The organism is Veillonella sp. 3_1_44 (assembly GCF_000163715.1).
Lineage (GTDB): Bacteria > Bacillota > Negativicutes > Veillonellales > Veillonellaceae > Veillonella > Veillonella parvula_A.
In genome coordinates this window covers 40,346-59,912 of sequence record NZ_GG770202.1, presented here as the reverse complement: position 1 = coordinate 59,912, position 19,567 = coordinate 40,346, and the positions used below count along the sequence as shown (strand labels likewise).

Genomic DNA, 19,567 nt, shown 5'->3' with positions numbered 1-19,567 from the left:
TACATAATAGGAGGCGTCACCTATGAGTGGGGAAGCATTATTCAAATCCATCGTTAGTGGTGAAGATCAATCCGTATTAGGTGATATAGCTCGCTCCAGTTTAGGCCTTTTGAGTAAAGGTTATGAGAAAGCTGTATCAATACGCAATGCTCGATTTGATGAGGGTAAAGGCGTTACGAAAGTTACAGTGCCTGTAATCAGCGTTGGCAACATTACGGCTGGTGGTACTGGAAAAACACCGATGGTGCGATTTATTTGTGATGTGCTTACTCAGAAGGGCCTTCATCCTACTGTTCTTAGTCGTGGATACCGTGCAGAAGATAATAACAAAAATATTATTATTTCTAAAGATGGAACAATGCTTGTAGAGCCATCTATCAGTGGTGATGAGGCTTGGTTACTGGCTAAGGTTTTACAAAAATCTAATGTAATCATTGGACGTGAACGTTCCAAATCTGCAGAAATCGCTATTAATGAGCTAGGTGCCGATTGTCTTATTATGGATGATGGCTTTCAACATCGTGCACTAGCAAGAGATATTGATATTGTACTAATCGATGCATCCAATCCGTTTGGCTATGAACATGTATTGCCACGGGGACTATTACGTGAACCCCTTAGTGGTTTACAGCGTGCGGATATTATCGTTCTTACTAAGGTTGATCAAGTAGCACCAGGTATTGTATCCGGGATTCGAAAGCGATTAACTCAGATGATTCCCAATATACCTGTCTATGAAACAACACATAAGCCGCAATTTATGTACACCTTAGATGAGTGGGCTAATGGTTCTGTTGGGGCTTCTGTAGATGCTTACAAGGAACAACGCATTATGGCTGTGAGTGGAATTGGAAACCCTCAATCCTTTACACAAACGTTAACTGATGTAGGGTATAACGTTGTTCATACCTTGCCATTTGGAGATCATCATGACTTTTCAAATGATGATGTAGTTGAGATTTGGAAACAAGCATTTGCTCATCAAGCTGATGCTATTTGCATTACAGAAAAGGATGCAGTTAAGTTAAGTCAGTTGCATGCAATTGAAGACTTGAAAATACCGATTCTGGTGCTATCTATAGGAATTGAATTTGTTTCTGGAAAACAAGAATTCATAGAAAATTTAGAGATTTAGTGTATAATAATAAGATACACGAATAACAGAAATGGGGTTTTATCGTGAAGTTTGGATGTGTTATTCCTGCGCGTTATGGTTCTACAAGATTACCGGGCAAACCATTAGCTGATATTGCAGGTAAACCTATGATTGAACGGGTTTATGCAAGGGTATCACAAGCTACAAAGACAGTATGTACAATTGTAGCCACTGATGATAACCGCGTATATTCTGCAGTACAACAGTTTGGGGGAACTGTTATGATGACAGATCCTAATCATCCTACAGGGACGGATCGATTAGCAGAGGTTGCGAGTCATTATACAGACTTGGATGTTGTTATCAATGTCCAAGGTGATGAACCGATGATTGATCCAAATCTTATTGATGACTTGGCACGTCTATTTGAGGAAGATCCAAACTTGCAGATGGCCACAGTAGCTACTCCTTTATTAGAGGAAGAGTACGAGGAGCCATCAGCGGTAAAGGTCATTTTAAATAATCGTAATGATGCGATGTATTTTTCTAGATCTTTAATCCCATATCCTCGCCATGATTTTGTGCGTCCGCCACTAAAACATATTGGCATCTATGCATATCGTAGAGAGTTTTTATTAAACTACGCTAAGATGGAGCCAACTCCGGCGGAGCAAACAGAATCTCTAGAACAATTACGTGCTCTAGAGAACGGTTATACAATTCGTGTTATTTTGACAAATAAACGATTTATCGGTGTTGATACACCTGAAGACTTAGCTCGTGTTAATGCAATTTACGAGCAAGAGGAGAAATAAATGAAAACAGTTCAAATTAAAGATATTACTGTGGGTGGCGGCAAGGGTTTATTTGTCCTTGCAGGTCCATGTGTTATTGAGGACTATGACCGCACATTAGCTATCGGTAAACGAGCAAAAGAGATATGCGAACGTTTAGGTGTTCCCTATATCTTTAAAGCTTCCTTTGATAAAGCTAATCGCTCTAGCTTTAGTTCCTTCCGTGGACCAGGTCTTGAGGAAGGGTTAAAAATGCTTGCTTCTATTAAGAAGGAACTCAATGTGCCCGTTGTCAGTGACATTCACTCTATCGAGCAAATTGAACCTGCAGCTGAAGTATTAGATATTCTACAAATTCCAGCTTTTTTATGCCGTCAAACTGATCTTGTTTACGGTGCTGCTAAAACTGGTAAATGCGTAAATGTTAAAAAAGGTCAATTCATGGCTCCTAAGGACATGGAAAATGTTCTTAATAAAATGAAAGAAACAGGTAATGAAAATCTTATGCTTACCGAACGTGGTTTTAGCTTTGGTTATAACAATCTCGTAGTTGACATGAGATCCTTCCCAATTATGCGTTCTTTCGACTATCCAGTAATTTTTGATGCTACTCATAGCGTTCAATTACCAGGTGGTGCAGGGACTAAATCTAGTGGTAACCGTGAATTTGTACCAAATTTGGCACGTGCGGCTGTGGCTAGTGGTGTAGATGGGCTATTCTTTGAAGTGCACGATAATCCTGAGGAAGCATTGTCTGATGGTCCTAATATGTTGTATTTAGATCAATTCGAAGATGTGCTTCGTGATTTAGTAGCTATTGATAAAATCGTAAAAGGTTAGGGGCGGTATTTGTGACTATTTTAGAACAAGCGGCACAGGTGCTTCATGAGGAAGCTCGTGCTATTGAAGAATTAAGTTCTCGTTTGGATCACAATTTTGTAAATGCTGTAAATATGATTTTGGCTTGTAAGGGCCGTGTAGTATGTACAGGAATGGGAAAATCTGGTCATATTGGTCGTAAAATTGCGGCTACTTTGGCTAGTACAGGGACACCGGCACTTTTTATGCATCCTGGTGAAGGCGTGCATGGTGATCTTGGTATGATTACTGAAGATGATGTAGTGTTAGCCTTTTCTAATAGTGGTGAAACAGGAGAAATCATTAGTATTTTGCCGTCTCTGCGCCGCATAGGGGCTAAATTAATCTGTGTTGTAGGGAAACCAGAGTCTACATTAGCAAAAAATTCTGATATCGTATTGTTGGCAGAGGTAGAACGAGAAGCTTGTCCATTGGGTTTAGCACCTACTACAAGTACTACTGTTGCCCTAGCACTAGGTGATGCGTTAGCAGTATGTTTATTGGAACGCCATCATTTTACTCCAGAAAACTTTGCTGTATTCCATCCAGGAGGTTCCTTAGGTCGCAAATTATTGTTGACTGTAGAAAATATCATGCATGGTGGCGAGGATAATCCAACAGTATTTAAAGGGGCTACCGTTCGTGATGCACTCTTTGTAATGACAGAAAAAGGGTTAGGTGCTACAAATGTTATTGATGAAGAAGGACATTTGTTAGGCCTAGTGACTGATGGTGATGTGCGTCGTGGACTTGATTCTGGCAGCAATTTTTTAGAATGGCCCGTAGAGGATATGATGACGTCTATGCCGCGTACGATTACAAAGGATAAATTGGCCGCAGAAGCGCTTCATTTGATGGAGAAAAATCAACCTCGCCCTATCACCGTATTACCTGTGGTTGATACTAATAATGTATGTCTTGGCATTGTTCACATTACGGATTTATTGCGTAGAGGCATTGTATAATGAATATTCAATGGATTGTTCTTGATGTTGATGGAGTTTTATCAGATGGAACTCTATTTTATACATCGACTGGAGAAGAGCTCAAAGCCTTTTCTGTAAAAGATGGTTTAGGCTTGACTGCGGCTCGTAAATCAGGGATAAAGTTAGCAATTATTACGGCTCGTGTATCTCCTATGGTAGAGCATCGTGCGAAAGAGTTACACTTTGATGAACTTCTTATGGGGTATGCTAATAAAACTGAAGCATTAAGAACTCTTTGTAAAAAATATCAAATCGACTTAGATTCGGTTGCTTACATGGGGGATGATCTTAATGATTTAGGAGCTCTTCAACTCGTAGGTTTGCCGATGGCACCAAATAATGCGGTATTAGAGGTTAAATCAATAGCTAAATTTATTTCTACCGTCAATGGTGGACATGGTGCTGTTAGAGAGGCTGTAGAATATATCCTGAAGAATCAAGGTTTATGGGATTCTGTTGTTGCAGATTATGCGCGAGAGGCCCATGCTCATGGACAATAAAGGAGGTGGGCAGAATGAATAACGAATGGCAATACCATTTAGTTAAAGGCATTAGTTGGCTTGTTTGTCGACTACCATACAAGCTCATTTTGCTCATAGGCGCTTGTTTAGGTCCTGTATATGGGCTAATAGCGAAGAAGCAAAAGCTTAGAGGCATAAATAATATTAAAATTGGCATGAACATGAACGATCAAGAGGCGGAACAATTAATCAATAAGTTGTTCAAAAATCTTGGTCGCAGTGTTATGGAAGTATTATACATGCCAAACCTGACGAAATCCTTTATCAATAAACACATAGAGATGCGTGGTGTTGAACATTTAGAAAAGGCCATTGCTGAAGATAAGGGAGTTATCGTTCTTACTGGCCATGTAGGCAACTGGGAATGGATGGGGGCTGCTATGGCGGCTCATGGATATCCTTCCACTACAATTGTTAAGAAACAACCTAATGCTCAATTCACACGCCTTATGAATGAATATCGTGAGATGGTGGGGCTTGACGTATTTGCTAGTGGTGGCAACGAAATCGTTTCTGCTGCTAAGGCTTTAAAAAAGAAAAAACTTCTTGGATTCTTAGCTGACCAAGATGGATATATAAATGGTTTACCAGTTCCGTTTTTGGGACAAGATTCATCAGCTGTTATGGGACCAGCAACATTTGCAAAGAAATTTGGCTCTCCTGTAGTACCTATTTTTGCATCTCGTAAGCCTGAAGGAGGACATATCGTTCATATCTTGCCGGCATTACATTATGAGGAAACTGGCGATGAAGATGTTGATATGTATCGTCTAACTGAAGCCTGTGTACGTGTTACGGAAGAATTTATTCGTGAACATCCAGATGAGTGGCTTTGGTTCCAACATCGTTGGATGACTAAGATGGATCAAATTATTGATTACGATAAGAAGATAGCTATACGGGAGAGAGCGCATGAAAAACAATAAAAAGTTAATTGCCATTGTGGTCGCTATAGTATTAGCTCTAATCGGTCTTATTGTATTTATTATGAAAGACTCTAATGAGGCTAATTCCACTCAAAATCAAAGTGGACAACTGGTTAATTTCCAAGGTGCGGACTTGCAAGAGGAAAAGGATGGCAAGTTAGTATGGGCATTATCGGCTGAGAAGATTGAATATGACCCGCGTACAAAAGCTATCGTTCTGACCAATTTGAAAGGTCTGTTCTATCAAGATGATGTGACTACTACGATTACAGCTCCTCATGCTGTACTGACGGGTGATCGAAACTCTCTTGATATTGATCAAGGCGTTACTGCTACCAATACGGAAGGTGCAGAATTTAAAACTGAGGCCCTTCACTTTGATAATAAAACGAAAACATTGACATCTAAAACGGCTTTCACTTATAACAGCAAGGATGTAACCCTCACAGGTGACAAACTTGAGGGCAATATGTCCTTAAAAATTATTAAAGCCATTGGACATGCGAAATTAACAAAGAAGTAATTGAGAGGAAATATGATGAATAAGAAAAAACAGATTGGTATGGCTATATTAGCTGTACTCATGACCGCATCTGTTACAGTTTGGGCAGCAAATGATCCGTTGACTATCAGCGCTGATACATTGTCTTATGATGGCAATTCAGGTCGTGCAGATGCAACAGGTAATGTTGTTATTACCCAAGCGGATAAAACTATGACTGGTGCCAAGGGTTGGTACAATACAAAAACTCAAGAAGCAAATCTTGATGGTGGTGTATCTATGATTGGTTCTGATATGGCCATGTCTGCTCAAACGGTTCACAGTTACAATAATAATAAATTCACTGCTAATGGTAGCGTTCATTTACAACGTGCTGATCGCCAAATCTTTGGCGACAGTGTTGAGTATAGTACTGACTCTGAATACGGTCTTGTTACAGGCAATGCCCGTTTGATTGCTGAAGGGACAACCTTAACCGGTGATAAGGTAGAAGGATGGATGAAGGAAGTTCGTGCTGTAGCGCAAGGTAATGTTACCTTCTCTAATCCTGAACGAAACGTGTCTGGTTCTGCTGACCGAGCTACATATACACAAACGCCAAACCAAAATGATGGAGTGGTACTCTTATCGGGTTCTGCGCATGCCGTTCAAAATGGTAATGTACTGAATGCACCGGAACTGAAAATTCGTTTAGCTGATGATTCTGCTGAAACATTGGGTGGTCGTAGTACACTCATCATTGTTCCAAATCAATAAGGATTAAATATGTATATAGAAACCAAAAACTTAGTCAAAACCTTTAGCGGTCGCAATGTTGTAGACGGGGTTAGTTTACGCGTTGATAAGGGGCAAGTCGTTGGGCTCCTAGGTCCTAATGGGGCAGGGAAAACTACATCATTCTATATGATTGTTGGCATTGAACGACCTAGTTCTGGTATCATTACCGTTGATGGCAAGGATATTACGAATATTCCAATGTATAAACGAGCTGCTGAAGGTATTGGGTATCTTCCACAAGAAGCATCAATTTTTCGCTCCATGACTGTTGAGGATAATATTCGTGCTATGTTACAAACAACATCAAAGAAATCTGATGAAATTGAAGCTATAGTGGAATCCCTCATTGAAGAATTTCATATTGGTCATGTTCGAGATCGTATGGGGATGCAGCTATCTGGTGGTGAACGCCGTCGCGTAGAAATCGCTCGTTGTCTTGCGTTAGAACCGAATTTTATTCTTCTCGATGAACCTTTTGCTGGCGTCGACCCTATCGCAGTTGCTGACATTCAACAAATCATTTTGCATGTAAAAAATCGCGGTATTGGTATCTTGATTACAGATCACAATGTGCGTGAAACATTGGGGATTGTAGATAAGGCTTATATTTTAAGTAGTGGTAAAATCCTCCTAGAAGGCACCCCTGAAGAAATTGCAAACGACCCAATCGCTCGTGAGCATTACTTAGGGGATAACTTTAGATTATAGGAGGGGACTATGAGATTATTAGATAAATATATATTAAAAGCTTTTGTAGGTCCGTTCCTATTTGGGGTATTTGCTTTTACCAGTATTTTTATTGGCACAGGTACATTATTTAGAATTGCTCAATATATTACTGAATATGGGGCACCGCTAGTTCTCGTTATGAAAGCTTTTGTGTTGGCATTACCAAGCATTGTTATCTTAACATTCCCAATGTCAGTACTATTGGCTTCACTTATGACCTTTAGTCGCTTGAGCAGTACTAGTGAGATTGTTGTTATGCGTGCCGGTGGTCTTAGTTTTTTACGCTTAGCGATGCCTGTATACATTATTGCCCTTATCATCTCAATTGGGGCTGTCGCATTTAATGAATTTGTTGTACCACGTACAAATAATATGTATCAAACGATTGTGCGTGAACAGATTATGAAAAATGCATCACCTCAAACACAAAATCATATCGTTTTAAAAACAATGAATGGTAATGATTTAGGCACATTAATGTATGCTAAAAGCTACAATGCGGAGACTAAAAAATTAAGCATGATTACGGTGCAACAGTTTGGTGAAGGTGGCAAGTTACAACAAGTTGAAAATGCAGATACTGCTGTTTGGAATGGTCAATATTGGGTGATGCAAAACGGCATTATTTATGATATTTCCGCTGGTGATGGTGTAGAACGTACAATGAAGTTCAAGGAGCAATCCTTGCCAATTAAGTCTGCACCAAAGGATATTCAACAAGATCAACGTAAACCAGAAGAATTAACAATCAAAGAATTACGTCATCAAATTAAAGCATATAAGGCGGCTTATACGAATGCCAATAAACTAGAAATGGAAATGTATCAACGTTTTACAATTCCATTAGCTAGCTTTGTATTTGCTCTTGTAGGTGCTCCATTAGGTCTTCAAAAGCAACGTTCTAGCTCATCTATTAGTTTTGGTATCAGTATCTTAATCATCTTTATTTATTATGGGGTGATGACATTTGCTGGTGCATTAGGTAAAGGTGGTGCATTGCCAACCGTATTTGCTGCATTAATTCCAGATACATTAGGCATCATTGCTGGCCTATATTTGAATTGGCGTGTATCTAAGTAACCTAGTATATAAAGAAATAAATTTGATTTACGAAATAGCATATTTTCGAATCCAATAATTGTGTAATCTTATGAAAGGAGGGACTCGATGTTAGTAGGTGTTAAAATATTAGTTATTATTGCCCTTATGGGGGGACTTATTGCCTACATGGGGGATAAGTTAGGCACTAAAGTTGGTAAGCGTCGCATGTCCCTCTTTGGATTACGGCCTAAACATACGTCCATAATTGTTACTATCGTAACGGGATTGTTAGTTGCTGCTGCTACAGTAGGTGTATTAACTATTACATCTCAAAGCGTACGAACAGCGCTCTTTGGGATGGATCAGTTACGAGCAGATATGAAGCAACTTAATGATGAGGTAGCTGCTAAGACGCAAGAGCTTATTCGAGGACAAGCATTGCTTGAGCAAAATAAGCAAGAATTAGCAGAACGAATGGCTGAAATAGAGCAAATTCGTAAAGAGGTTGATGCAACTAAGGCTGAGTTGGCTAGTGCACAAGCGGCTAAAGATGCGACTGAAGCTGAGTTAGCTACACTTCAAGCTTCATATGATGAAGTATCTAAAAAATTAGCTGATTTAGAGGCTACAAGAGCCAAGATGGAAGCTCATATTAAGGATTTACAGACAACGCAGGAACAGTTGCAAAATGGCATTATTCATTTGCGTGAAGGTACAATTCTTTTCCAAGTTGATCAATTATTGGCGCAAGCTGTTGTTCGACCTGGTTTAAGTGAAGAAGATAGCAATGCAGCCATCAAAAATATTATTGATGATACAAATAAATTGGTATTACGTCGTCTTGGTATAGAAGATCAAGGTCAGGCTGTTGTATATGTAGATCGTCAGAATATTGAGGTAGCTACACAAAAGCTTAATAGTGCAAAGACTCCAATGGTGGTTCAAGTGGTTGCTGCTGGAAATATTATTGCTGGTGAACCAGCGGTAGCAGTTATCCAAGTTTACCCACAACAATTTATTTATAAAAATGGGGAAGTAATTCATTCTGCTATAATGGATGGTGGACCTAACGCTCAATCTGCTATGCTTCAATTCTTAAAGCAAGTAAATGAAAAGGCAAGAGAGAAAGGTATTATTCCAGACTCCTTATCTGGTGATATCGGAACGATACCAGGGGATGATTTGTTTACGGCTATTCGTCGTATTGCTACAATACATGGCAAGGTTCATGTAGAAGCGTATGTTGATGGTGATACATATTCATCTGGTCCTGTACATCTTAAGTTACGTATTACTCAAATGCCTGTTTTTAATGATAAGGCTAAAATGCCAGCTTATTAAATTGAATAGTATTTTGGTTTATATACTTTAAACGAAGGTCTTATGTAAATTTTTACATAAGACCTTCGTTTTGTGTTAAAATATAAATGCTGTATTAGAAATGAGGATAATAATATGACTGATACTACGTACATTTTGGCTGTAGATCCAGGCAATGAAAAAACAGGTGTAGCAATTGTGACACCTTCTGGTACTATGGTATGTCGTAAAATTATTATGACAAAACAGTTCAATGGTGAAATTGAACGTATATTAACTGAATACTATGGAATTGTTCATATGGTATGTGGAAATGGTACAAATCATAAATATTTGTATCCATCGCTTCAACAAATTGGACGAAATCATAAAATTACGACTAGCTTAATTGATGAATCGCATAGTACGGAAGAGGCTCGAAAATTATATTGGAAGTATAATCCTCCTACAGGATGGCGTAAAATTATCCCTACGTCTATGCAATTTCCACCTGAACCTGTAGATGATTTGACAGCTTTTGTTATTGGTTTACGATATACAAAACAACTAAGCCAAGCTGTTAATGACATACAAGGTGATACGATGGATGCTAGTGAGTTAGAAGAAAAAAGATTACATGCTATGGAGCAGTTGTACGGTAAAGGAGAAGTGCATGAAAAATGAAACTTTAACGCATAACTGGTCGAACTTTATTATGCGTTGCTTAATGATGATCTTAGGGGCCTTAATTTATACTATAGGCTTAGATTTATTTTTAGTACCGAATAGTATCATCGATGGCGGTGTAGTTGGTATTTCCTTGATGGCTGCAGAGCTTTCAGGAATTTCCTTTAGTATTTTCGTCGTACTCTTTAACTTGCCTTTCTTATATATTGGCTATAGAGCTAATGGCAAAAACTTTACTTTCTCTACACTATTTTCTATCGTATGGATGGCAATTTTCTCTACCTTTGCTCATGATTTTACACCTATCACAACAGATCCATTCTTAGGTTCTATCTTTGGTGGTATCATTTTAGGTATTGGGGTAGGCCTCATAATACGTAATGGTGGTTCTTTAGATGGCTCTGAAATTGTGGCGATCATCTTTGATAGACGTTCCACTTTCTCCGTTGGTGAAATCGTAATGGCCATGAATCTCATTATTCTTGGTGCCGCAGGTTTTGTATATAGTTGGAATAGTGCTATGTATTCCTTAATCGCTTATTTCATTGCTTATAAGATGATCGATATTACAATTACAGGCCTTGATGAATCTAAAGGGGTAATGATTATTACAGATGCAGAGAACTCTAAGAATCTTGCAGATGCATTAAATGCGAACCTTAATCGTGGTGTTACAATTATGTATGGTGAAGGGGGCTATTTAAAGCAACCTAAGCATGTTTTATATTCTGTAGTAACAAGACTTGAAATTATGAGGTTAAAAAATACTGTTTATGAAGTAGATCCATCGGCATTTATTACGATTCAAGATGTACATGATGTATTTGGTGGTAGATTTACAAAGAACGGTCATTAAGGGGTTAATATGAGTAATAAAATAGTAAAAGAAATATTAGATTGGATTTATGCCATTGTATTGGCATTAATTATTGCCATGGTAATTCATATTTTCTTGATTCAACCAACACGTGTTTCTGGTGAATCAATGGAGGATACACTACATAATGGTCAATACTTAATTGTAACGAAGTGGCATCATATTATGAATGAAATGCCAAATTATGGACAAATTGTAATCATTGATAGTCGTGTTAATCGCGCTCGTACGTGGGTGGATGATGTAGAAGAACCATTGATGAACTATGCATCTGTCTTTAATAAAGCTGCTCAAACAAATGATGTATGGGTTAAGCGCGTTATTGGTCGTCCAGGTGATGTATTAGAATTTAAAGATGGTCATGTATGGCGTAATGGTGAACAATTACAAGAACCATATACTAAAGATACAATAATGAATTATACACGTTCTACACCGGTTACTGTTCCAGAAGGTCATGTATTTGTGATGGGGGATAACCGAAATCATTCTAGTGATAGTCGTTTCATTGGCCCTGTTCCAGTTGATCACGTCCTAGGTTTTGTATCCTATGCAATTTAATGCTTCTAAAAGCCTCTCTATAGTAGTAATTACTATAGAGAGGCTTTTTGTATTTAAATAATGGGGTATTTATAGCTTAATATTATTAATTACATATTTTAAGAGATAATATATGATGAATGGCATTGATAAGGTTATTACTAATAGAAATTAGAGAGACAAAATAAAGGTATTAATAATAGAAAAGAGGAATATAATTATATTTTAGGTCTATATATTAGTATTAAATATTAAATAATATGATATTCATTATTTTTAATAATTGAAAGTTGTAGGTTTATTATCTAAAATACATGAATTTTAGATAAATAAAATGAAATTGCGCAAAATTTAATTTTGAAAAATGCAGTAAAAATCTATGTTTATAGGTTTATTTTTATTCATGAAAGAAATTTCATCAAATTAAGTTGTATAAAATGCTTTACAAAAAAATTTGGACGGTGATATATTCTAATCACAGTAAGGCACCACTAATAAAGAGGTGACGCTGTGATAGATAATATAGTCGAGGAAACGTGGACACTCCTAATATATCTTTCATAGTTATACCACTTATACAGTGAATGTCTTCTGATACTATAAATTCTTATTTATAAGAAAGAAGGAATTCATTATGAAAAAACAATTCGCAACAATTTTTGCAGCAACAGCAGTATTAGGTGTAACAACAGCATTCGCTGCAAACCCATTCTCCGATGTAACTCCAGATAGCTGGGCATATCAAGCAGTATCTCAATTAGCACAATCTGGTATCGTTAATGGTTACCCAGATGGTACTTTCAAAGGCCAAAACAATATCACTCGTTATGAAATGGCTCAAATGGTAGCTAAAGCAATGGCTAACCAAGATCGTGCTAATGCAGAACAACAAGCAATGATTAACCGCTTAGCAGATGAATTCTCCAACGAGTTGAACAGCTTGGGCGTACGCGTATCTCGTTTGGAAGATCGCGTAGGTAATGTAAAAGTTACTGGTGATGCTCGTATCCGTTACCAAGGTTCTGAAGATAAAGGCGTTTATAAAACAAACAGCAAATCCTTAACAGATGGCCGTGCACGTGTTCAATTCAATGGTAAAGTAAATGATAAAACTGAAGCTGTTGTTCGTGTAAAAGGTAATTACGAATTCGGTGACTCCACAAAAGGTGCTGATGCGACAATCGATCGTGCTTATGTAGATCACAAATTTGGTAATAGCGTATCTGCTAAAGGTGGTCGTTTCCAACAAACAATTGGTGGCGGTTTAATGTACGATGATACATTTGATGGTGCTCAATTGAACGTAGGTAATGATAAAGTTCAAGTACAAGGTGCTTATGGTTACATGATGGCAGGTGCTGCTGATGGTAATTCCAAATCCGATAACCCTTCCGTAGCTTATGTAGGTGTTAAAGGTAAAGTTGGTCAAGAATCCACAGTTGGTGGTTTCTACTCTAAATTGTCTAGCGGCAACTTGAACCATAATGGTTCCACAGTAAACTCTGATAGCCAAGACGTATACGGCTTCAATGCAGATTTACGTAAAGATAAAGTTTGGGTTGGTGGTGAATGGTTAAAAGCTTCCAACGTAAATGACTCCCAAGCTTGGACAGCAGGTGTTGGTTATGGTAATTACGACATCGCTAAAAAAGGTACATGGGATGTAAAAGGTCAATACTTCAACCAAAAAGCTAACGCTCCAATCGTAAGTTCCACTTGGGATCAAGCGTATGACTTAACAAATACATCTAATGGTTATAAAGGTTATATGGCTAGCGTAAACTATGCAGTACAAGATAACGTAGGCTTATCTGCAGGTTATGGTTTCAACTCTAAAGACCAAAAAGGTAATGATCTTTCCGATTTCTACCGTGCAGAATTAAACTACAAATTCTAATTCCCTCACAAACAAAAAAGACTTCTTCGGAAGTCTTTTTTTGTTGTATATAAAGAGATAATATTTTCTTTTGTATATAATAGTATATATATAGTAAAATAAATCTATATATAGTAAAAGGTAAAAATTTATTTGCTTAGTATGTATATCGATCTATTCCACAATATATTGTATGAGGTATTTATGAACCAATTATGCATAAAATAGCTATCGATTAATTAATAGATATGTTATTAATTAGTATAACTTAATAATATATGTGATAATAAATCTCATTTAGTGTAAAAAAAGATAAATTTGATATTTTTAATAAAAAAATATATATCGCATAAAAGTAGATAATAAATGCATTTTAGGGCATTTTAAATTATAAAATTTTTTATAATGAGAATGAAATTGAGAAAAAAGGGTTTACACGAAAATTTGGTTATGCTAATATCACCCTACAAGAAGTAACAAACACATGAAACGAAGAACTTCGATGTAGAATGTGGCGAGGAAACGTGGACACTCCCAGTAATTCTTATTCTGAAGAACAGAGTAGAATGTGAATGTTATGACTTGTAACCTTTTATATTTCTATTTTTCAGAAAGAAGGAATTCAACTATGAAAAAACAATTCGCAGCAATCTTCGCAGCAACAGCAGTTTTGGGTGTAACTACTGCATTCGCAGCTAACCCATTCTCCGACGTAACTCCAGATTCTTGGGCATACCAAGCAGTTTCCCAATTGGCTAACGCTGGTATCGTTAACGGTTACCCAGATGGCACTTTCAAAGGCCAAAACAACATCACTCGTTACGAAATGGCTCAAATGGTAGCTAAAGCTATGGCTAACCAAGACCGCGCTAACGCTGAACAACAAGCTATGATCAACCGTTTGGCTGATGAATTCTCCAACGAATTGAACAACTTGGGAGTTCGTGTAGCTCGTTTGGAAGACCGCGTTGGTAACGTAAAAGTTACTGGCGATACGCGTATTAAATGGGAAGACCAAGAACATGCTTCCTCCAAAACTGATGCTCGTGCTCGTATCCAATTCAATGCAAAAGTAAACGATCGTACTGACGCTGTAGTTCGTGTTAAAGGTGCGTATGAATTTGGTGATGCATCCAAATCTTCTACAGTAACAATGGACCGTGCTTATGTAAACCACAAATTTGGCGAACGCGTATCTGCTAAAGCTGGTCGTTTCGGTCAAATATTCGGTGCTGGTTTAGCTTATGATGCACAATTCGATGGTGCTCAATTCAACGCTGGTAACGATAAAATCGGCTTCCAAGCTGCTTATGGTTACTTGACTTCTAGCAATCTTATGACTGCTTCCCATACACCAGCTGGTGCGACTGCAGCAACTACAACTGTAGAAAAAGATGCTAACGCTGAAGTAGTATACTTAGGCTTAAACGGTAAATTAGGTAAACATGCTGATTTAGGTGGTTTCTATGCTCGTTTCAACGGTAGCAAAGAATTAGGTGTTTCCGAAGATAATGGTGGTTCCGATAAACTTAATAAATTCAAAAACGTTTACGGTTTCAATGCTAACACTAACTTCGACAAAGTTTGGGTTGGTGGCGAATGGGTAAAAGCTTCTAATATTGAAGACTCCACAGCTTGGACTGCAGGCGTTGGTTTTGGCGACTACAGCATTGCTAAAAAAGGTTCTTGGGGCGTTAAAGGTCAATACTTCAACGCTAAAGAAAACGCACCTGTACTCGATTCCACTTGGAACCACAAATACATCCAAAACGCTAAAGGTTGGATGGCTTCCGTTGATTATGCATTACAATCCAATGTTGGTTTGTCCGCATACTATGGCTTCGACTGGAAAACAGCTGACAGCGCTAAAACTGACAAAGCTGACTTCTACCGTGCAGAACTTAACTACAAATTCTAATTTGATAGTTAATCATATAAAAGAGACTCCTTCGGGAGTCTCTTTTTTTATGATTGTACGCCGAATAGGCATGACTAAACCCCCAGTTAAACTGGGGGTCGGTAAAAAATTCTTAGAGAAAAGGAAAGAACCTCCTAGTGGTAAAATGAAGTTGGTCTGGCAACCACAACATTTCAACATAGGAGGTTCAATGTCAATGAATGACGTAAAAAGCTTATCACATAGTAAATGGAGATGTAAATATCATATTGTTTTTGCACCAAAGTATAGAAGGCAAATAATTTATGGACGGATAAAAGCTGATGTAGGTAAAATTTTAAGAGATTTATGTAATAGAAAAATGTAGAGATTATAGAGGCAGAATGCTGTCCGGATCATATTCATATGTTAGTAACTATTCCACCACATTTAAGTGTATCAAGTTTTATGGGATATTTAAAAAGCAAAAGTAGCCTCATGATATTCGATAAACACGCAAATTTAAAATATAAGTATGGAAATAGACATTTCTGGTGTAGAGGATATTATGTGGATACAGTGGGAAGATACGAAGGAGCGATAAAAGAGTATATTCGCAATCAATTACAAGAAGATATAGCACAAGATACATTAAACTTTAAAGAATATACCGACCCGTTTACGGGTGAGCCGGTAAAATAGGCAAAATAAAAGCCCCCGAGTAGGGGGCAGCCAGTGGTAATAGAGTGGTTGTCAGATCATTCAAAGCCCTCTTTAGAGGGCCACCACTAGAGAAAGACCCTTATAGGGTCAGAGCAAACCACCCGTTCTACGGGTGGTTATGATTAATATATAGATTCCTATAATTAATTGATATAGAATACCCTTTATTATGCTATTTTGATAATTTATTGACAGTTTTGTCGTTATATATAGCATAAATTGTATGATTTATAAATACTGTTATTGGGTTGTACAAATATTTTTATATTAGTGCATTACTGCATATTCTATCTATATAAGCACTATAAATGGTATAATAAAGAGTATTAGATTTTCTTGTGAAGGAGGTAAGAATGAATCCTTCTTTTTCTCATATAAAAATGGTAGCCATCGATTGTGATGAGACGTTAGTTCGAAGTGATAATACAGTTTCTGCGTATACAGTTGATGTATTGCATCGCTTGCAGCAGAAGGGAATTGGTATAATAATTGCAACTGGACGCATGTATCAAACGGCAAAACCAATTGGATTAGCATTACAACTTGGTAATGTTCCTATGATACTGTTCTCTGGTGGTTTAATCCAGGAGTTAGAAACGGGATATAAGCTATTTGAACAAACTGTTCCTATAGATGTAGTACATCGTGTTTTTCAACTCGGCCAACAATATAGTTGGCATATACAATCGTATGTAGATGATCATTTACTATGTCATCATAAAAATTGGCAATCCGATCATTATGAACAGCAAACAGGGGCTGTAGCTGAGTTTTTAGGTGATACAATTTATACACTTTCTTCAGAACCTAATAAGCTCATTGCTATCGATACAAAGGAAGGAATCGATATAATTATTGATATCTTGACCCCATTAGTTGGTAATCAAGTTACATTAGTGCGTAGTCAACGAGATTTTCTCGAAATCACTGCACCGAATGTATCAAAAGGGCGTGCATTAGCTCGATTAGCACTAGATAATAATCTTAGCTTTGAAAATATAGTTTCCTTTGGAAATGCAGAGAACGATATTTCTATGTTAAGTGAAACGGGATATTCGGTAGCCGTTTCAAATGCAACAGAACATGTAAAATCTGTGGCTAATGAAGTATGTGGTCATCATAATGAAGATGGTGTAGCTCACTGGATAGAAAAGAATCTTTTATAATGGAGTAAAACTATGGAAGCATTTCGTTTATTAATTGTTACAGGCATGTCTGGTGCCGGCAAAACTCAGGTTCTACAAGCATTAGAGGATATGGGCTATCTATGTATTGATAATATTCCTCCTATACTGATTCCTAAGCTAAGTGAAATTTGTCGACAAGGTGGAGAACGTACAAACCGTGTAGCTTTAGTTGTAGATATTCGCGGTGGTGAATTCTTTGAAGCCCTTTCATCATCTCTTGAAACATTAAGAGAAATGAAGGTAGATTATGAAATTGTCTTTATGGATGCTACAGATGAGACGTTAATTAGACGATATAAAGAAAGTCGTCGCAGCCATCCACTGGCTCCAGATGGGATGATCACTACAGGTTTGAAAGAAGAACGTCAGATATTAAATTCTGTACGACATAAAGCAGACTTCATTATTGATACAACGAATATGAAAACTGCGAGCCTCAAAGAGTATTTAAAAACTCGATTCACTCAAGTTGACGAAGGACATGGCATGTCTATTACAGTTGTAAGCTTTGGCTTTAAATATGGATTACCATTGGATGCGGATATGGTTTGGGATGTTCGATTTTTACCAAACCCATTCTACATTCCAGATTTTCGTCATAAAACAGGTCGTGTGAAAGCTGTAAATGAATATATTCATTCTTTTGAAGTTACAGAGGAATTTAAAAAGCGTTATTTTGATACTATTGATTTTCTTGTGCCTAATTATGAACAAGAAGGGAAGTCTCAATTTATCGTTGCTGTAGGCTGTACAGGTGGTATGCATCGATCTGTGGCTATGGCAGAAGCATTATATTCTCATCTATTAGAAAACGGCTATCGCGTTTCTGTAGAACATCGAGATATGATGAAAAATAATGTAGAAGAAGATTATAATCCTCATGAAATTAAAACACTTGGTAACTAGATAGGGGTTCATATGTTGCGAAAAAGATGGTTTCGGTGGCTTATTCCGGGCCTAAATATAAAACGTTGGCTTGCCCTTTTTAGTTGTGGTGTAGGTCTTTTAATCATTGGTATTTCATTGATGTTTAACTATCAATGGCTTGCCGTTCTTGAAGATATTGTATTAGCCTTTTCTTATAATATGACGGGCTTTTACAATTATAATGTGCTCATTGCTGTAGGCGTTGTTGTACTATCGATTGGCGCTGTTTTAATGTTAATCGGTACGAGTAAGGTTATTAAAACGATTATTCGTGCTGTATTACCTAATCCTGATAGTAAGGTGTCGGATATTATTTTCCAAAATATACGCCTCGATAAAGGTCCTAAGATCGTTGTTATCGGCGGTGGTACAGGGCTATCAAATTTATTACGTGGATTAAAAATACACACCTCTAATTTGTCTGCTATTGTAACCGTAGCTGACGATGGTGGTTCCTCGGGACGCTTGCGTAAAGATTTTAAAATGATTGCTCCTGGCGATTTACGAAACTGCTTGATTGCATTAGCTGAACAAGAAGGGGTTATGGAAAATCTTTTCCGTTATCGCTTTGAAGGAGAAAATGAACTATCTGGGCATAGTTTTGGTAACCTCTTTATCACAGCACTTGCTCAAGTATATGATGGCGATGTGGAGGAAGCGCTTGAAGCGGCTAGTAAATTGTTGCGTGTACGAGGTCGTGTAATTCCGTCGTCTACTGAGTTCATTAAATTAGTAGCGGAGATGACCGATGGTACTATCGTAGAAGGTGAAAGTAATATTCCTAATTCTGGTAAACGCATTCGCCATATGTATAGTGAGCCAGCACAGCCAAAACCAGAAGGTGCTGCGTTACGTGCTATCGATGAAGCAGATGTTATCATCTTTGGACCAGGTAGCTTATATACAAGTATCATTCCGAATTTGTTAACTGATAAAATTGCATCTCATGTACGCGCTAGCAAGGCAAATAAAATTTACATTGCTAATGTTATGACTCAACCTGGTGAAACATCGGGCTATACACTTAGTGATCATGTGGAGGCTCTCATTGCACATGGTGGTGAAGGCATTGTAGATACTGTACTTGCTAACGATGGACCACTACCAATTCAAATGGTAGAACAATATAGTGCTGTAGGTTCAGAGCCTGTAGTATTAGATACTAAGAAGCTACAAGCTAAAGGAATACGTACGATTCGGGCTACATTGATAAGCCCTAAAAAGCCGGCTGTTCATGATCCTGAACGGTTAGGTAAAGTAATTATGGATATTGTGCATGCTATGCAATCAGATACTGAACCACATATCCTAGAGTATTATCTCCAACGAGATGATCATTAATGAG

Annotated in this window: 19 protein-coding genes and 1 pseudogene; all 20 read left to right on the top strand. The window is 37.6% G+C overall.

The window, feature by feature from the left end; translation table 11 throughout:
• Positions 1 to 22: 22 nt before the first annotated feature.
• On the top strand, positions 23 to 1,135 hold the full coding sequence (gene lpxK / locus HMPREF0873_RS09355; RefSeq protein WP_004695492.1) for a tetraacyldisaccharide 4'-kinase: 1,113 nt from the start codon (positions 23 to 25) through the stop codon (positions 1,133 to 1,135).
• Between the two features lie 44 nt (positions 1,136 to 1,179).
• The gene (gene kdsB / locus HMPREF0873_RS09350) at positions 1,180 to 1,911 is read left to right on the top strand and encodes a 3-deoxy-manno-octulosonate cytidylyltransferase (RefSeq protein WP_004695494.1); all 732 of its coding nucleotides are present in this window, start codon (positions 1,180 to 1,182) and stop codon (positions 1,909 to 1,911) included.
• Positions 1,912 to 2,730, top strand: a complete 819-nt coding sequence (gene kdsA, locus HMPREF0873_RS09345; RefSeq protein ID WP_008715784.1) for a 3-deoxy-8-phosphooctulonate synthase — start codon at positions 1,912 to 1,914, stop codon at positions 2,728 to 2,730. It abuts the gene before it with no gap.
• Between the two features lie 11 nt (positions 2,731 to 2,741).
• On the top strand, positions 2,742 to 3,713 hold the full coding sequence (locus HMPREF0873_RS09340; RefSeq protein ID WP_004695498.1) for an SIS domain-containing protein: 972 nt from the start codon (positions 2,742 to 2,744) through the stop codon (positions 3,711 to 3,713).
• On the top strand, positions 3,713 to 4,234 hold the full coding sequence (locus HMPREF0873_RS09335) for an HAD family hydrolase (protein ID WP_008715782.1): 522 nt from the start codon (positions 3,713 to 3,715) through the stop codon (positions 4,232 to 4,234). Before HMPREF0873_RS09340 ends, HMPREF0873_RS09335 begins: the two co-directional genes overlap by 1 nt.
• 14 nt (positions 4,235 to 4,248) lie before the next feature.
• A complete protein-coding gene (locus tag HMPREF0873_RS09330) occupies positions 4,249 to 5,181 on the top strand; it encodes a lysophospholipid acyltransferase family protein (RefSeq protein ID WP_004698446.1) in 933 nt (310 codons plus the stop codon).
• Positions 5,168 to 5,704 carry an LPS export ABC transporter periplasmic protein LptC gene (gene lptC, locus HMPREF0873_RS09325; protein WP_004698432.1) on the top strand — a complete coding sequence of 179 codons (537 nt, stop codon included), beginning with the start codon at positions 5,168 to 5,170 and terminating at the stop codon, positions 5,702 to 5,704. The genes HMPREF0873_RS09330 and lptC overlap by 14 nt, the downstream gene beginning before the upstream one ends.
• 12 nt (positions 5,705 to 5,716) lie before the next feature.
• Positions 5,717 to 6,439 carry an LptA/OstA family protein gene (locus HMPREF0873_RS09320; protein ID WP_008715780.1) on the top strand — a complete coding sequence of 241 codons (723 nt, stop codon included), beginning with the start codon at positions 5,717 to 5,719 and terminating at the stop codon, positions 6,437 to 6,439.
• Between the two features lie 9 nt (positions 6,440 to 6,448).
• Positions 6,449 to 7,168, top strand: coding sequence for an LPS export ABC transporter ATP-binding protein (lptB, locus tag HMPREF0873_RS09315; protein WP_008715778.1), 720 nt, complete (start codon positions 6,449 to 6,451; stop codon positions 7,166 to 7,168).
• A gap of 9 nt (positions 7,169 to 7,177) precedes the next feature.
• Positions 7,178 to 8,269, top strand: a complete 1,092-nt coding sequence (locus HMPREF0873_RS09310; RefSeq protein WP_008715777.1) for an LptF/LptG family permease — start codon at positions 7,178 to 7,180, stop codon at positions 8,267 to 8,269.
• Between the two features lie 87 nt (positions 8,270 to 8,356).
• Positions 8,357 to 9,571 (top strand): DUF3084 domain-containing protein, encoded by a 1,215-nt coding sequence (locus HMPREF0873_RS09305; protein ID WP_008715775.1) that lies wholly within the window; start codon positions 8,357 to 8,359, stop codon positions 9,569 to 9,571.
• A 114-nt stretch (positions 9,572 to 9,685) separates the two neighbouring features.
• A complete protein-coding gene (locus HMPREF0873_RS09300) occupies positions 9,686 to 10,213 on the top strand; it encodes a hypothetical protein (protein ID WP_008715774.1) in 528 nt (175 codons plus the stop codon).
• A complete protein-coding gene (locus tag HMPREF0873_RS09295; RefSeq protein WP_038125901.1) occupies positions 10,203 to 11,072 on the top strand; it encodes a YitT family protein in 870 nt (289 codons plus the stop codon). The genes HMPREF0873_RS09300 and HMPREF0873_RS09295 overlap by 11 nt, the downstream gene beginning before the upstream one ends.
• Before the next feature lie 9 nt (positions 11,073 to 11,081).
• Positions 11,082 to 11,654: a signal peptidase I gene (gene lepB, locus HMPREF0873_RS09290; RefSeq protein ID WP_008715769.1), complete on the top strand. Its 573-nt coding sequence runs from the start codon at positions 11,082 to 11,084 to the stop codon at positions 11,652 to 11,654.
• Positions 11,655 to 12,267: 613 nt separating this feature from the next.
• Entirely contained in the window at positions 12,268 to 13,530 is a 1,263-nt protein-coding gene (locus tag HMPREF0873_RS09285; RefSeq protein WP_008715767.1) for an S-layer homology domain-containing protein, read from the top strand.
• A 607-nt stretch (positions 13,531 to 14,137) separates the two neighbouring features.
• Positions 14,138 to 15,427 carry an S-layer homology domain-containing protein gene (locus tag HMPREF0873_RS09280; protein WP_008715765.1) on the top strand — a complete coding sequence of 430 codons (1,290 nt, stop codon included), beginning with the start codon at positions 14,138 to 14,140 and terminating at the stop codon, positions 15,425 to 15,427.
• A 196-nt stretch (positions 15,428 to 15,623) separates the two neighbouring features.
• Positions 15,624 to 16,087, top strand: a pseudogene (gene tnpA / locus HMPREF0873_RS09275) (IS200/IS605 family transposase).
• 374 nt (positions 16,088 to 16,461) lie between these two features.
• On the top strand, positions 16,462 to 17,274 hold the full coding sequence (locus tag HMPREF0873_RS09270) for a Cof-type HAD-IIB family hydrolase (protein WP_038125899.1): 813 nt from the start codon (positions 16,462 to 16,464) through the stop codon (positions 17,272 to 17,274).
• A gap of 12 nt (positions 17,275 to 17,286) precedes the next feature.
• A complete protein-coding gene (gene rapZ / locus HMPREF0873_RS09265; protein ID WP_008715762.1) occupies positions 17,287 to 18,201 on the top strand; it encodes an RNase adapter RapZ in 915 nt (304 codons plus the stop codon).
• 12 nt (positions 18,202 to 18,213) lie between these two features.
• On the top strand, positions 18,214 to 19,563 hold the full coding sequence (yvcK, locus tag HMPREF0873_RS09260) for a gluconeogenesis factor YvcK family protein (protein ID WP_038125898.1): 1,350 nt from the start codon (positions 18,214 to 18,216) through the stop codon (positions 19,561 to 19,563).
• The last annotated feature ends 4 nt before the right edge of the window (positions 19,564 to 19,567 follow it).